This window comes from Peptococcaceae bacterium 1198_IL3148, from assembly GCA_036763105.1.
Taxonomy (GTDB): domain Bacteria; phylum Bacillota; class Desulfotomaculia; order Desulfotomaculales; family Desulfohalotomaculaceae; genus JBAIYS01.
Genome location: JBAIYS010000003.1, coordinates 1 through 14,927, shown reverse-complemented (window position 1 = coordinate 14,927; position 14,927 = coordinate 1). Strand labels below are relative to the sequence as shown.

The following is a 14,927-nucleotide window of genomic DNA, read 5'->3' as shown; positions in this document are numbered from 1 at the left end:
CCTTTTTTATTGAATATTAAACAAAACGAAACCCAGGTGTCTTTTGCTTTGCTTGTTAGATAAAAGGTTAATTGAAAAACCCGGCACCGGCTGAGAACGAACAAAGGTTGCCTCTTATTTGCTTTTTGCAACAGCCTCTTTATTATTTTTTGAAAAATATGCTGCCAATAAGGATCCGGAAATATTATGCCAGATACTAAATATCGCCCCCGGCAACGCAGCAGCGCTATAAAAATATTTAATGGCCAGAGCCACCCCCAAACCGGAATTTTGCATCCCCACTTCAATGGCAATTGTCCGGGCATCCTGTTCACGCAACGCCAATAATTTAGCAAGCCCGTAGCCTGCTGTTAATCCCAAAAGGTTATGAATAATCACCGCCACCATCACCAACACGCCAGTGTTGGTGATATTATCTTTATTGACAGCCACAATAATGGCTATGATCACAATAATAGCCATCATTGAAAGCAGTGGGAAAAATTTTTTAACCTTGTCCAAAGACTGTCCCACCAAACTATTGATTGTTAAACCGATGATTACTGGAACGATTACTATTTTTACAATATCAAGCAACATCGCCCCCACCGGTACCGATATTGTTTGTCCAATGTAAAGCCATGCCAAAAACGGGGTCATAATTGTGGCCAGTAAAGTACTAATTGATGTCAAAGTGATTGACAAAGCTAAATCACCGCGGGCCAAATAACAAATAACATTGGAAGCAGTACCGCCTGGACAGCACCCCACCAGTATTAAACCAATGGCAATTTCGGTAGGCAAATGCATAAAACCCGCTATTAACCAAGCCAAAAGTGGCATCAACAAAAACTGCAAGATAGTGCCAATTATAATGGCCTTTGGTTTCTTAATCACATATTGAAAATTTTCTATGGTTAAAGTTATGCCCATGCCAAACATCACTAAGCCCAGTAGTGGCGTGATGGTATTATCAAAGGGCAAAAACACTTGTGGAAATAAGTAAGCAAAAATGGAGAGCAAAATTGCCCAAAGGGGAAACAGCTCGGTAAACCTGTTGATCACACATAAGACCTCCTAAAATTAACATACTTCTATATATTATTAAATTTTTATCAACTTAGCAATTTTGCAGCGATAATTTTACAATTCAGTATATAAAAATGACACCAACCATAGTAGTTAGTTGGTGTCAAAGGTTTTTACTATTCCATTGCCCACTTGACAGGGAGCATATCTAATTCGCCATGGCGGTCCAGTGGTTAACAAGCTAGTGCGGTTTAGCCAAATTATTGACATTGCCCCTGGCCAGAGAGGCAAATATACCGGCAAAGCAAATCACAGTGAAGATAACGAAGGATAGTCTTGTGGCTTTAACCAACAACTCCGGATTAGCAGCACTTACCTCTACATTACCCACAATAAATGATAGTATCATGGTCACTATGGCCATACTGACAGCTTGACCCACTAACCTCATGGTACCCAAAGTCGACGAAGCTACACCATAAAATTTCTTTTCCACTGAACCCATAACGGCGTTGTTGTTCGGTGAAGAAAATAGTGCAAACCCAGTGCCTAAAAGCATTAGGTTTAAAACCAACAACCATAATGGCATATTCACATTGATAAAGCAAAGCACAAATAAGCCCAACGTTGATAAAGCCATGCCCCAGGAGGCCACAATTCTCGGTTCAATGCGGTCAGATAATTTGCCGGCAAAGGGTGATAAAACCGCCATAATAATTGGTTGTGAAAGCAAAATAAAACCTGATATTTGCGAGTTATAGCCCACCACCAACTGTAAATAAAGTGACAGTAAGAAACCCACTGCAAAGGTGGCACTGTAATTAATTAGTGCTGCTAAATTAGAAAAGGCAAAGGCAATATTTTTGCTAAACAAACTCAATTTTAAAACTGGGTGTTGCACATACATTTCGTATTTAACAAAGATCACCAGTATAACCAACCCGAAAACAGTGGCGTATTTAGCCCAGTATACTGTGTTAAAGGTTGATATTCCGTACATGAAAACCACTAACCCCAGTGAATATAACACTGCCCCCATTAGATCATAGTTTTCTCCCTTGGCGCCAGCCCATTCGCCCTTTAGTTTAGCCACTGTAATTATTAAGGCCACAAGGCTGACGGCAGCACTAAAATAAAAAATTGAGTGCCAACCAAGATTGTGAACCAAAGCTCCGCCAAGTACCGGACCTAATGACAGGCCAACATAAACAATTGCGACGTTCATACCCAATATTTTCCCGCGCTCTTGGGGTGGATACACAGACGTGAGAATTGCCATGCCGGTACCAAAGATCATTGAACTGCCAACACCTTGCATTACTCGAAATAAAATCAATATGTTAACTGACCAAGCCAGTCCACACAATATTGCTGATAGGCTGAATAAAGCAATGCCTAACATAAATATCTTTTTGCGACCAACAATATCGGCTAGTCTACCAAAGGGCACTAAAAAAGCCGCTGATAATAAAATATAGCTGGTTACTACCCAGCTTAACATCATGGTGCCACTGCCAAATTCTTCTCCAATGGCCGGAATAGCCAAGTTAACTGCGCTACCCATGAAAGGCGTTAAAAATGATGCCATCATAGCAGCTAGTAGTGCATATTTTTGCAGTTCTTTGTTTTCTTTCATCACATACCCCAACCTATCATTTATTTATTAGTCCAGTTTAAAGAACAAAGTAACAAGAGTTTCCGAAAGCCCAAAAATGGCATTCTGAAACTCTCTTCTAATTAACCAAATATGTCAGGTTTAAAGTGATACAAGGCCCACAGCCCCGTGCCAATAATGGCTAATCTGATAACTAAACCAACGGCACCCTTAATTAATTTATAAGCCAAAGTTAAAGCAAACAGTAACCCCACTATTATAAATACTAATTCCATCATACTCCTCCTTATTACCTGTTCTATTCACTGACAGTTGTTATTATAACATCTTTTGCAGCAACTCAGGTACTTCCCAAGGAAGATTAGCTACTTTGGCGCCAGCAGCGGTCAATGCTTGCACTTTGTTTTCAAAGGTGCCATGCCCCCGTTCAATGATTGCTCCGGCGTGCCCCATGCGCTTTCCTGGCGGTGCACTGTGGCCGGCAATGAAGGCCACCACTGGCTTTGTCATAGTGGCAATATACTTTGCCGCTTCCTCCTCTGCATTACCGCCAATTTCCCCCACTAGAACCACTGCTTTAGTCCCTCGGTCCTGCTCCATCATCTTTAAAACATCAGTAAAGGATAATCCAACTACCCGATCTCCACCTAGTCCGATTACCGTTGATTGTCCCAAACCAGCATTGGTCAAGCCGAACGCAATCTCATAACTTAATGTACCACTGCGGGCAACGACTCCCACCGGCCCCGGTTGGTAAATACTGTTGGGCATAATTCCCATTTTAGATTGCCCAGGGGAAATAATGCCGAAGGTATTAGGGCCAATAATGGTTACCTGTTTTTTTTCAGCCTGGGCCATTATGTCCAACTCATCGTGCAACGGCACATGCTCTGTAATAATCACCATGGTTTTAAGCCCGACATCCATTGCCTCTAAAGCAGCATCTTTAACTCCCGGTGCGGGAATGAAAATTATTGTAGCATCTACATCATGACGTTCCACGGCCGCCGTCACTGTGTCGTAAACCGGAACACCATTAACACTCTGTCCATATTTTCCCGGCGTCACCCCGGCCACTATTTGGGTACCATAGTGAATCATTTGCTCGGTATGAAAACTGCCTTGGCGTCCAGTTATTCCTTGCACCAAAACTTTAGTATCTTTATTGATTATTATTGCCATTTGTTAGTTCCTCCTCACCGGCAGCAGCCAATTCCACCACTTTAGCAACTGCTTCATGTACCGTGCGGAAACTGGCTATTCCCTGTTGCTTAAGAATATCTAGGCCGGCCTGTTCATTGGTACCCACCAATCGTATTACCAGCGGAACTGGAATTCCCAGTTGTTCGCTTACTTGTTTAAAGGCATTGGCCACATCATTGCAGCGGGTAATGCCACCAAAAATATTGGCTAATATCGCTTTTGGCTTGGTTGATAGTAAAATCTCCAATGCCTTAGCGGTGGTCTCAGTACTGGCGCCACCGCCAGCATCCATGAAGTTCCGTGGTTTACCACCATAATGGTGTAAAATATCCAGTGTCGCCATGGTAATACCAGCACCATTGGCCATTACAGCAATATCCCCATCCAATTCAACATAGGAAATGCCCAGTTGGTGTGCTTTTTTCTCCCGTTCACTGCGCTCATCCACCATGGGCATACCAGGTTGATAACGAAACACCGCTTCATCATCCACTGTCACTTTGGCGTCAGCAGCAATCAATTGATCATGGCAAATTACCAAGGGATTAATTTCCACCAGTTCACAATCATAACTTCTAAACAGTTGATACATGTTAACTAACAAGCTGGCAAACTGTTTAAGATAATTGCCCTGCAGACCCAGTCTGCGGGCTATTTCTCTGCCAACATAGGGTTGGATGCCAATGTGAACATCCACATATTTTTTTATAATTTGATCTTCTGCCACCTCTTCTATGTCCATACCACCGCTGGCCGAGGCAATAATTACAGGTTTTTTTGCTGATCCGTCCACTGTGATTGCCAAATATATTTCTTGATCAATATCCAACCTTTTTTCCACCAGAACTGCTTTTACTGGATAGCCTTTAACAATTGTTTGCAATAACTCTTCAGCGGCTGATTTAGCATCTAATGGGTTTTTTGCAAATCTAATGCCACCGGCTTTACCCCGTCCCCCAGAAAGCACCTGAGATTTTATTATTACTGCACCGAGGTTGGCAACATATTCTTCTAAATGATCGAGGTTATCAAAGACCTTTCCTTCCGGTACCGGGATGTTATATTTACGAAATAATTCTTTGCCCATGTGCTCAAATAGTTTCATAAATACGCCCCTTCTTATTGTATTTTTCTCATTATTCTATATTTTTGAACTAATCCCTCTTTTCTGAGCAAAATTAAAGCAGAAGTTACCATACATGGTTACTTCTGCTGAGTGCCTATCTGATATTCTCTTAATATTTTAGTGTAAGTTTTAGCGCCAATGGTTATAATAGTACTAATGTTTTATAACAATCTCAATCTCCTCTCCCTTATCGTGCTGTATCAATAGACACAGCACGATTTTTTTGTACTACTCTTCCATGGATGCGAGATACTTTTCAACTTGGGTAGCTGCCACTGCGCCATCGGCGGCAGCGGTAATAACTTGGCGCAATTGTTTTTTGCGCAAATCTCCAGCCACATAAAGCCCTGGTATAGCAGTGCTGGTATCTTCTCCAGCAATAACGTAACCGTTGTTATCTGTTTCCACCAAATCCTTTACCAAGTCGGAATTAGCTTGGGTACCCACATACACGAACACTCCATCCACCGGCAGTTCCTTCTTTTCATCGGTGCGGACATCTTTAATCAACACTCCCTTCACCGTTTGTTCGCCCAATACTGATTCCACCACCGAATGCCAAACAAACTCAATTTTGGGATTGTTAAGGGCGCGTTGCTGCAGTATTTTAGTGGCCCTCAATTCTCCACGTCGGTGTATTATATAAACTTTAGCTGCAAATTTAGTTAAAAACATCGCCTCTTCCACAGCAGCATCTCCGCCGCCAACAACTGCCAACACCCGATCACGGAAAAAAGCTCCGTCGCAGGTGGCACAATAGGATACCCCTCGACCATGAAATTCACTTTCGCCTTTGACGCCTAAAAACTTTGGTTTAGCTCCACTGGCCACAATCACTGCTTTGGCTAAAATCTCATTGCCGCCATATGTAATTTTAAAACCCCCTTGCAGTGGTTCTAACTTTTCAACATCAGAGTAAACAATTTCACAACCAAAATGTTGTGCTTGTTCAGCCATTTTCATTGCTAACTCAGGACCATCTATCCCTGCTGGAAAACCTGAATAATTTTCAATTCGTTCGGTTTGAGCCGCCTGACCACCGGGCATCCCCCTTTCTATCAACACTGTGTCCAAGGCTGCCCGGGCTGCATACAAACCAGCAGTTAAACCCGCGGGACCACCACCAATGATTACCAAATCCTTATTTATCATAATTGAGTGCACCACCTATGTAATATTTTTATTTTAATTCTTTATATTATCTCATTTCACAAAATTGCTAGTCAAGTGTTGGCAGTTATCTGTGCCAACAGTTATTTAAATTTTGCGATGGTTTCTTTGATTAACCTGCGTACAGTAATGTTCTCCTCTGCAATAAGCATTTCTTCTAAATGGCGAATTGCCGACGGCATATTTAATGCAGCTAATGCCTTCACCACATGTTCCCTGACAATGGGCACGTCATCATGCAAAGCAGCAATCAGGTAAAAATAATATGCTTTATCAGCTAATTTTTCTATGGCTTGACAAGCTTTAACTCTTACAATACTGTCACGGTGTTGTAACGCCTTGGTAATTAAACCCACCACATCATTGCCGCCAAACTCTGCACAGGCTGATATAATCTCCAAAAGCACCGGCTTGCTTACTCTTCTATGTAATGCTTTGAAAAAAAGTATTACCACTGGGTCTTTGCTGGCCGTTAATTGTTTAATTACATGCACCGCCACGCTGCTGTTTTTCCCTATCACCAGTGCTATACTTCTGGATATGCGATCACTATCCCGCGAGTTTAGTAAATCAAGAATTTCTTGGGCTAGGCGGGGCGATATAATGGGTACTATTAACATGGCTGCTTTAGAAGACAAAGAGAGTTTACCATCGCCATTGTTTATTTGTACCAACAAATGATTCTCTATCAACTCATCAATAATATTCTTTATCTGCCAGTGCTGGCGATTGCTAAATAACCCGCTTAAACCAGTGCCCATTTCCTTTGAAGCGGCGAGCTGATTGATTAGTTTTTCTCTATTGAATTGTTTATCGTTGTAGTACATACCCTCCAGAAATTGTAATAGTTCATCAACATTTAACGGCAACTCAAAGTCAAATATAACCTGTTCTGCCTGTAGACGGGCATAATAATTTTTAAACACTTTAAAGCGGGAATTAAAATCCACCATAAATCTCAGCAGTTGATTGCCATAACTTTTTAATTGCGGTAATTTGGCATAATAATCAAAATCGGCATTTAATCCTTCAGCCAAATTGGCAAAATTAACATATCTTTTTCTAAAGGACTCAATATACGACTCCGAAAAAGCGGTTTTGTCGGCAATGTCTTTAATGGTATGACCAACGGTTATCATCCGCAGCACATCTTCCCATGGTTTCCACGGGTGAGATTGACGATCTTGATGTTGGCCCAATATCTTAATTGCCACCTTGGTGACATCCGGCGCCAAGCCTTCGGCAAAGGTGAGCGGATAGGCAAATTCAGTATTCAGCTTATTTGTTAAAATGTCAATAAAGGTATTGTTTTCTAAATAACGATGATTGATTAGCAGGCAGTTGATCAATTGAGGAATGACGTTTTGGCGCAAATAATTGATGGCCAACTCACTTCTCGGTCCACCCCATTCATCCAAAAACAAACACTCTAGCCCTTGAAACAACTGAGTTTTGATTTCTTTTGAATATTTTTGTGCATTGGCTTGCAAAACGCTCACCCCCATATCCCTAATTTTAACATATTTGGGTTATAACAGAGGGATAAAAAATGCCACATTCAATCTGTGGCATTAGGTTATTTGTTATCACTCTCCAACCTTTTTATTAAATTAATAAAGGTTCTCAAAATATCGGTGGAAGCCGTTACCAATAATTCTGCATTTGCCACTGAACTTTGTTGGACAAGTTTGGCTGCTGCAACGTGTACCCTTTGGTGCGGTTCGTCTATAGCAGAGAATTCTTTTAAATGATGATATGTGTCTTTGTTTTTATCATACCACTTGCCAAAGGCACATTGGTGATGATCTACGCTGGTCTCACCGGAACCAGCCTTTTTAATAGTACTGCGCAAAAAATTGGCATGATCAATTAACCTAGCTGCCAATATTGAGATAATCCGTTGGCTATTAGATAATTTTAAGTGTGGATTGACAATATTGAACAATTCCTTGGCATTATTGGTAATGGAGTCACCAAAATCACTGGCCGCTGCCATACCCGTAGCCACCTGAGCCAGATTTTCCGCCGCCACTGACTGTTGTTGCATAGCATCGGCAATGTTTTCAACCATCTCAGCGGAATGCTCCACCTGTATCGATCCCTCTTTAATGTTATCGGCAATTTCCGCAGAACTTTGTAGATACTTTTCAAAGATATGTTTAACACTGGATACTGCTGCCCCGGTGTTGGCAGCTTTTTCGTTAACTTGATAAGAAATATCTTTAACCTCCACCACAGCATCCTTGGTTTGGCTGGATAAATTGCGCACTTCTTCGGCCACCACCGAAAAACCTCTGCCAGCTTGTCCCGCCCGAGCAGCTTCAATTGCTGCGTTTAATGACAGCATATTGGTTTGTTCAGCGATATCGGATACATTTTCACTAATATCATCAATCTTTTTTATTTTATCATTTAGTTCGCTGGCATTTTCCACCATACTATTTAATATCTTTTCCACTTCATTTGCCAATTCCGACAATTGATCTATGGTTTTAATCTCTTTGGCAAAATCATCCTTCAATTGTTGCATTTTAGCACTTATTTCTTCTGTGGAGGCAGTGACTTCTTCAGCGGTGGCAGACATTTGTTCACTGGTGGCAGCTAAATCCGATGCTTGGCTGGCAACTTCTTGTACTCGCAGCCTTGATTGAAAAGCCATTAATTCAGTATGGGCTAAAGAAAAATTCGTTAAAGCTGCATAAAAATCCTGATGACAATTGCTAAGGTTTTCAGAATCTGGAGTTGAACGAAACAAAGATAACAATGGTAACCCTCTCCTTTAGCATCATTTTTTACAAATCATGCTAGAATTCTATTAAATGTGCTATATTTCATTATACTATTAATAATCACTGTAATATATATAATAATCATTAAATTATTATTAAAAAAATTTGCGCCTTTAGGCGCAGTAAGCAGCTCTACCTATACTATTTTTGAAACCTGCTCTTTAACCGCGCGGGCTTCTTCGGCTAATCTAAATCCCAACTGCAATGCTTTACTGTTTAACTCTTCAGTCCCTTTGGGCACCCTAGCCATTACTGCTTTAGTAACGGTTTGGATAGACACTACGCCGGTGAGGCCCACCAGCGCACCCAAGGCGACAATATTGGCCACCAATTCCCGACCAATTTCTTCGCGGGCAAGTTTTGTGATGGGCATGGGGTAGATTTGGCAAGTGCTGGCAGGAACATCTTCAACCAAGGATGAGTCGATGATGGCCAAGCCGTCACTTTTTATACTCCCCATGAATTTGGTGCAGGACTCCTGATTAAGAGCTAATAAAACATCGGCGGTTTCTACTTTAGGATAGTCAATTTCTTGGTCACTAATAATAACCTCTGCTTTACTGGCGCCGCCACGGGCTGCCGGACCGTAGGATTGGGTTTGAACCACATTTTTCCCCTCTAGGATTCCGGCCTCAGCTAATATTATACCAGCCAATATTAGCCCTTGACCTCCGGAACCACTTAAACGCACTTCCCAGGTCTGCTCCATTTCACTTCCCACCTTTCATTTGTAACGCCTCTACCAATTTCCTGTATTCTTCTATATATTCCGGCTCCTCAGCCCGGTAGAGCTCTCCAATGGGTATTTTTCCTGCAGGCACAGTGCCACCGTTGGCTAGCATGCTCTTCACATTGACTGTGTTTTCCCTTTGTGCCTTAAGCATATCTGCTGGTGACCCCAATTTATTATATCTGCCATATGCTGTGGGGCAAGCGGTTATCACCTCCACCACAGAAAAACCTTTATTTTTATACCCTTCCATAATTAGGTTGGTTAACAATTTGGTATGGTAGGTGGTGGCCCGGGCAACATAAGTAGCCCCGGCACCTTTGGCCAGTTCTGCTAAATCAAAGGGGCGATCAATGTTGCCAAAGGATGCGGTGGTTGCCCTTTTGTTGTGGGGTGTCATCGGCGAATATTGACCACCGGTCATACCATAGATATTATTATTAAATACAATGGCAGTAAGATTAATGTTCCGGCGGGCTGCATGTATAAAATGATTGCCGCCGATGGCGGTGCAATCTCCATCCCCCATTAATACAAAAACATTTAATGCAGGTTTTGCCAGTTTAATACCAGTGGCAAAGGCCAATGCCCGACCATGGGTTGTGTGCAGAGTATCAAAATCAAGATAACCTGCAGCTCTAGAGGCACAACCGATGCCTGATACTATGGTGGTCTGGTCTTGGTTCAAACCAAGGGCAGAGATGGCATTGATTAACGAATGCAAAATAATGCCATTGCCGCAGCCCGGGCACCACATATGGGGCAGTTTTTCTATGCGAAAATATTGTTCTATCTCCGGCAACATTTTAATACACCTCCCTGACTTTATTCAAAATATAATCAGGTTTAATTAATTCACCATTGACTTGGTTTACAGGATATACCGGACACCTTCCCCTTACTATCCGTTCAATTTCATGTACCAGTTGACCAAAGTTCATTTCTGGCACCACCAACTTAACTTTTTTGTCAGCCAGTAGATTGAGTTGCTCTTCGGGGAAAGGCCAGATGCTGATGGGTCTAAAGATGCCAACCTTCATTCCCTCCTGCCTGGCTAAACGCATTGCCTTTGTGGCCGCCCGGGCAGTGCCCCCAAAGGTAACTAATATAACCTCTGCATCGTCAGTATTTAATGATTCCCAATCCACTATCTCTGAGCGATGATGGTTTATTTTATTATGTAATCTTTGCAACTGCCTACCAACTATTTCCGGATTCTCGGTGGCAAAACCATTTTCATCATGGATTAAACCGGTTACATGATAGCGGTAACCATCACCAAAACAAGCCATGGGCGGTACATGGGTTTCGGTATCTTGATATGCTTTGTAGCGATGGGGTTCAACGGAGGGCGTTGGTCGATTAATTATCGTTGTTTGATCAATCTCTGGCAATTCTACCCGCTCGCGCATATGCCCCACCACTTCATCCATTAACATAATCACCGGCACTCTAAATCGTTCAGCCATATTAAAAGCACGCATTGTCAGGGTATAACATTCTTTAACCGTTGCTGGCGAATAAACAATAATGGGGTGGTCACCATGGGTGCCCCACCGGGCCTGCATCACATCCCCTTGGGCCGGAGCAGTGGCTACCCCGGTGCTGGGTCCGAGGCGTTGCACATCGACAATTACGCAGGGCACCTCGGCCATGGCAGCAAAACCAATATTTTCTTGTTTTAGTGTAAATCCCGGACCGCTGGTGGCAGTCATGGCTTTTGCACCGGTTAATGACGCTCCAATCACCGCCGCCATACTGGCTAATTCATCCTCCATTTGAATAAATTTGCCTCCGAGCATTGGTAGCTTGCGAGACAGCAGCTCAGTAATTTCCGTGGAGGGTGTTATGGGGTAGCCGGCATAAAATGACAACCCAGCGGCCAATGCCCCTTCGGCACAAGCCTCATTTCCCTGCAACAATCTGGGTTCCGTCATTATTCCATCACCTCCAGACTAATGGCATAATCCGGGCACAAATTGACACACAAGTTGCAACCTACGCAATTTTCTGGATTTTCTACATAAATTTTGTTGTTATCCCGTTGCACCAACACACCTTTGCTACAGAAAGACACACAAATACCACATTTTTTGCACCAAGTATGATTCACCGCGACCACTGTTGTTTTAATTTTGGGTACCATTTGCCCTTGCAACATCAGTCACCTCTCCCTTGTTAAATGAGTAGAAGTAATTTTATACTAAGTTATTCATTTTAAAAATTAACGTGCATAAAACCCAATAGCTTGCTATTATTTATTCTCGCATTCTTTGCATTTTCCTGCGTAATTTTATTGAATATTTAGAAATTTGCCAACACAATTGATTGGTTTGAAATTATAAAAATAATGGGCAAACGCGTTACTGCATACGTTTGCCCTCGGGTCTTAACCCCCTGTGATTAAATGAATAACTTTCACATCATCGCCATCGGCGATGACGGCAACCTCAAAGTTTTCAGGGTCAATCACCTTTTCATTAATTTTGACAACTAGATTGGGAAAAGTATAATTCTTTTTCTCTAACAGCTTTTTTATGGTCAGATTTTCTTCCCATGGGAACTGTCTTCCATTAACCTTGATCATTTGATGATACTCCTAAGCTAGGTGTTTTTTGACCACCGCTATTACTTCCGGTAAATCTATCCCCAGTGCTTGTAAGGTTTCTATTTTGGGGATACCCTGTTCAGTCCAGCCCCGCCGTTGGTAGACAGCATCAATTAACTTTTGGTATTGTCCTTCACGATAATTTCTTAACACTTGCAACTTATCTGCCGTTGACTTGCCCTCTGGATTATAGGCCAATAGTTCTACTAATTGGTTATCGTATCTATCCTGCCTGGATTGATATTCTTCCACAGTGACCGGGCCCACAGAGCGGTAGGGTATACTGTCATGCTCTCTGGTGCCAAAGCCCATTTTTAGGTTAAACACCCTTTGGAAGTTATAAACCCGTTCTGATTGTCGCAACATTTCATCTATGTCTATGTTGCGTCCGGTCATAGCGTTAAATAAATCTACATAGTTTTGCACATGTTCAGGTATTTTATTAGGCTCAGCGGTGCGATTATTATCCTCAGGTACTATGTCATTCCAAGGCAGTTTACACAGCCCAACCAATCCTAACCAAGTTCTGAACATCGGGAAGTAATGCAGTGCTTCAGCTTTATCTTCAAAGGTGGGCAACTGGTTGTTAACCATGTCCATAAAAATCAACCAGGCCTCATCATGTTGTGGTCCTTTATTGGCTAAGCCAAAGCCTCCCTGTTGTACCAAAGACTCTTTGCTAACATATTCAGCATACTCCATTCCTTTGGCTTCCATGCCAATGTCATTAAGAAAATCAATATCTGCGTGGTATTCTTTAACAAAATATTCCTTACATTTCCGAATACCCAAACCGGCAATTTTACCAAAACCCTCGCCCCTAGACATTTGATGCAACAACTCTAACACCGCGACACCATTGCCAAATTTTAATTCTAACCCACCGGTTTTTTCTTGATCTAGGATGCCATTCTCATAACACTCCATTAAGAATGCGGTTAATGTGCCAAAGGATATGGTATCAACACCATAGGTGTCACAATAAAAATTGCATTCCATAATGTAATCAATATCAAAAATGCCACAATTTGAACCTACACCGGCAATGGTTTCATATTCTGGGGCATCCATAATAACCCTTTGGCCTTGATAGGGACCGGTTTTTAAAACAAAATCCCCCACCACTTTACAACAGGACAACGTGCAGCCATACCAGCAACCGTCAGCCTTACCCAAGTCAAAGCGCTCCACCCAATGGGGGGCTGTGATTTTTTCACCGTCACTGTGGGAACCATACTTAAAATTATAAGTGGGCAACAGATCGTAGTCGTTCATTATTTTGACCAAATAAGTGGTGCCTCGGACTCTCATCTGGCATTGCTTGTCGTCGCCATTTTTTATTTCTTTGTGCAACTTAATACCGGTCTTAGCAATCTTATTAAAATCTGCCGGGTTATTCAGGTTGCCTTTTACACCGGCAAACTTAACCACAATGGCTTTGATATGCTTGTTTCTTAAAACCGAACCGATGCCACCGCGGCCGGCTTGTTTTAAGCGGATGGCCTTCCTCCGGGAATCATAAAAAGAGAAGTTCAACATACCAATTAACGTATGATCGGCCGCAGATCCGGCAGAAATTATTGAGATGCTTCTTTTATCCTCCTCATTACAGGCATAGTAATCCGTCAACTGTTCAACCAGCAAATGACTGTCATTAGCCAGCTCCGGCAAGGATTCAATTCTAACCAACCCGGCATTGCCATCGATAAAAATCACCACATCCTGCTCTGATTTCCCTTGCACCTCTAAGGCATCCCAGCCAGAAAACTTCAACAACGGGCCAAAGTGCCCTCCCACGTTGCTGTCCACCACCGTACCGGTGGTGGGGGATAAACTGACCACCAAAGATTTACCTGCCCCCGGGTACTGGGTAATACCGCCAACGGGTCCCGGCGAAACAATGATTTCATTTTCCGAGTCGTCCCACTTTGTTTCCGGAGTAACGGCGTTCCAAAGGTACCACAGCCCAAATCCTCTGCCGCCAATAAACTTTTCCTTTACCATTTCAGTCACTGGCTTTTCACTGATCTTATAATCTGAAACATTTATATATAATGTTTTATTAACATATCCTCTGTCCAGTTTTGCTGGCACATATGAAAATTCTGTCAAAACCTTTCTTATCATTTAAACGCCCCCTAAATTTATCTAATCTTCTCTATTCTTCTATAAATATTGCTCCTGTGGGACATTGTTTAGCACAAATACCACAGGCAACACATTTAAAAGGTTCTATATTATCACCCTGTTGAAACATCGCCGCCTCGGGACAGAAGCCTACACAGGCAAAGCACCCTACGCACCGGGCCTTTTTAATTCTAACTACCCCTTTATTATCACGATAAATTGCTTCGGCAGGACAAATATCAATACATTCTCCGCACTGGGTGCAGGTGATTAACTTAACATCAGCATTACCTGAATCCCACACTCTGATGGCAGCCAATGCACTGTTCTCAACCTTAAAATAGGTTGTTGAGCAAACCTGTTCACAGTTGTGACAGGCTATGCACATAGACTCATCTTTAGCTAATTTTTTCAATACTGTCACCCTCCCTCTATAATCTAACGTTTTCTTAAAATATCTCTGTATTTCTTAGAATTACACATTTTCAAAAACAAGCATTATGGGTATATTTTTCAACATTGTATAATTATGGATAGAAAACCTTATACCA

At 42.2% G+C, this 14,927-nt stretch carries 15 protein-coding genes; all 15 read right to left on the bottom strand.

Annotated elements, in window-relative coordinates; translation table 11 throughout:
* Window positions 1–114 precede the first annotated feature (114 nt).
* The 15 genes from V6C27_03840 to V6C27_03770 all read right to left on the bottom strand — a co-directional run bounded on the left by V6C27_03840 (window position 115) and on the right by V6C27_03770 (window position 14,791).
* On the bottom strand, window positions 115–1,044 hold the full coding sequence (locus V6C27_03840) for a bile acid:sodium symporter family protein (GenBank protein ID MEG6615558.1): 930 nt from the start codon (window positions 1,042–1,044) through the stop codon (window positions 115–117).
* Between the two features lie 205 nt (window positions 1,045–1,249).
* Window positions 1,250–2,644 (bottom strand): MFS transporter, encoded by a 1,395-nt coding sequence (locus V6C27_03835; protein MEG6615557.1) that lies wholly within the window; start codon window positions 2,642–2,644, stop codon window positions 1,250–1,252.
* 101 nt (window positions 2,645–2,745) lie between these two features.
* Window positions 2,746–2,898 carry a hypothetical protein gene (locus V6C27_03830; GenBank protein MEG6615556.1) on the bottom strand — a complete coding sequence of 51 codons (153 nt, stop codon included), beginning with the start codon at window positions 2,896–2,898 and terminating at the stop codon, window positions 2,746–2,748.
* 43 nt (window positions 2,899–2,941) lie between these two features.
* Complete coding sequence (gene sucD, locus V6C27_03825; protein ID MEG6615555.1) at window positions 2,942–3,805, bottom strand: succinate--CoA ligase subunit alpha; 864 nt, start codon at window positions 3,803–3,805, stop codon at window positions 2,942–2,944.
* On the bottom strand, window positions 3,786–4,931 hold the full coding sequence (gene sucC / locus V6C27_03820; GenBank protein ID MEG6615554.1) for an ADP-forming succinate--CoA ligase subunit beta: 1,146 nt from the start codon (window positions 4,929–4,931) through the stop codon (window positions 3,786–3,788). The genes sucD and sucC overlap by 20 nt, the downstream gene beginning before the upstream one ends.
* A gap of 249 nt (window positions 4,932–5,180) precedes the next feature.
* A complete protein-coding gene (gene trxB, locus V6C27_03815) occupies window positions 5,181–6,104 on the bottom strand; it encodes a thioredoxin-disulfide reductase (protein MEG6615553.1) in 924 nt (307 codons plus the stop codon).
* 101 nt (window positions 6,105–6,205) lie between these two features.
* The gene (locus tag V6C27_03810) at window positions 6,206–7,612 is read right to left on the bottom strand and encodes a HEAT repeat domain-containing protein (GenBank protein ID MEG6615552.1); all 1,407 of its coding nucleotides are present in this window, start codon (window positions 7,610–7,612) and stop codon (window positions 6,206–6,208) included.
* Window positions 7,613–7,698: 86 nt separating this feature from the next.
* Window positions 7,699–8,886: a methyl-accepting chemotaxis protein gene (locus V6C27_03805; GenBank protein ID MEG6615551.1), complete on the bottom strand. Its 1,188-nt coding sequence runs from the start codon at window positions 8,884–8,886 to the stop codon at window positions 7,699–7,701.
* A 161-nt stretch (window positions 8,887–9,047) separates the two neighbouring features.
* Entirely contained in the window at window positions 9,048–9,620 is a 573-nt protein-coding gene (locus tag V6C27_03800; protein MEG6615550.1) for a 2-oxoacid:acceptor oxidoreductase family protein, read from the bottom strand.
* Between the two features lies 1 nt (window position 9,621).
* Window positions 9,622–10,446 carry a 2-oxoacid:ferredoxin oxidoreductase subunit beta gene (locus V6C27_03795; protein ID MEG6615549.1) on the bottom strand — a complete coding sequence of 275 codons (825 nt, stop codon included), beginning with the start codon at window positions 10,444–10,446 and terminating at the stop codon, window positions 9,622–9,624.
* Between the two features lies 1 nt (window position 10,447).
* On the bottom strand, window positions 10,448–11,578 hold the full coding sequence (locus V6C27_03790) for a 2-oxoacid:acceptor oxidoreductase subunit alpha (protein ID MEG6615548.1): 1,131 nt from the start codon (window positions 11,576–11,578) through the stop codon (window positions 10,448–10,450).
* A complete protein-coding gene (locus tag V6C27_03785) occupies window positions 11,578–11,802 on the bottom strand; it encodes a 4Fe-4S binding protein (GenBank protein ID MEG6615547.1) in 225 nt (74 codons plus the stop codon). Before V6C27_03785 ends, V6C27_03790 begins: the two co-directional genes overlap by 1 nt.
* A gap of 228 nt (window positions 11,803–12,030) precedes the next feature.
* Window positions 12,031–12,228 carry a sulfur carrier protein ThiS gene (gene thiS / locus V6C27_03780; GenBank protein MEG6615546.1) on the bottom strand — a complete coding sequence of 66 codons (198 nt, stop codon included), beginning with the start codon at window positions 12,226–12,228 and terminating at the stop codon, window positions 12,031–12,033.
* A gap of 12 nt (window positions 12,229–12,240) precedes the next feature.
* Window positions 12,241–14,376, bottom strand: coding sequence for an aldehyde ferredoxin oxidoreductase C-terminal domain-containing protein (locus V6C27_03775; protein ID MEG6615545.1), 2,136 nt, complete (start codon window positions 14,374–14,376; stop codon window positions 12,241–12,243).
* A gap of 31 nt (window positions 14,377–14,407) precedes the next feature.
* On the bottom strand, window positions 14,408–14,791 hold the full coding sequence (locus V6C27_03770) for a 4Fe-4S binding protein (protein ID MEG6615544.1): 384 nt from the start codon (window positions 14,789–14,791) through the stop codon (window positions 14,408–14,410).
* Window positions 14,792–14,927 lie beyond the last annotated feature (136 nt).

Coding starts and splice junctions, on each gene's coding strand:
- V6C27_03835 (MEG6615557.1), bottom strand. CDS start 2,644: ATGAAAGAAAACAAAGAACTGCAAAAATATGCACTACTAGCTGCTATG.
- V6C27_03830 (MEG6615556.1), bottom strand. CDS start 2,898: ATGGAATTAGTATTTATAATAGTGGGGTTACTGTTTGCTTTAACTTTG.
- sucD (MEG6615555.1), bottom strand. CDS start 3,805: ATGGCAATAATAATCAATAAAGATACTAAAGTTTTGGTGCAAGGAATA.
- sucC (MEG6615554.1), bottom strand. CDS start 4,931: ATGAAACTATTTGAGCACATGGGCAAAGAATTATTTCGTAAATATAAC.
- trxB (MEG6615553.1), bottom strand. CDS start 6,104: ATGATAAATAAGGATTTGGTAATCATTGGTGGTGGTCCCGCGGGTTTA.
- V6C27_03800 (MEG6615550.1), bottom strand. CDS start 9,620: ATGGAGCAGACCTGGGAAGTGCGTTTAAGTGGTTCCGGAGGTCAAGGG.
- V6C27_03795 (MEG6615549.1), bottom strand. CDS start 10,446: ATGTTGCCGGAGATAGAACAATATTTTCGCATAGAAAAACTGCCCCAT.
- V6C27_03790 (MEG6615548.1), bottom strand. CDS start 11,578: ATGACGGAACCCAGATTGTTGCAGGGAAATGAGGCTTGTGCCGAAGGG.
- V6C27_03785 (MEG6615547.1), bottom strand. CDS start 11,802: ATGTTGCAAGGGCAAATGGTACCCAAAATTAAAACAACAGTGGTCGCG.
- thiS (MEG6615546.1), bottom strand. CDS start 12,228: ATGATCAAGGTTAATGGAAGACAGTTCCCATGGGAAGAAAATCTGACC.
- V6C27_03775 (MEG6615545.1), bottom strand. CDS start 14,376: ATGATAAGAAAGGTTTTGACAGAATTTTCATATGTGCCAGCAAAACTG.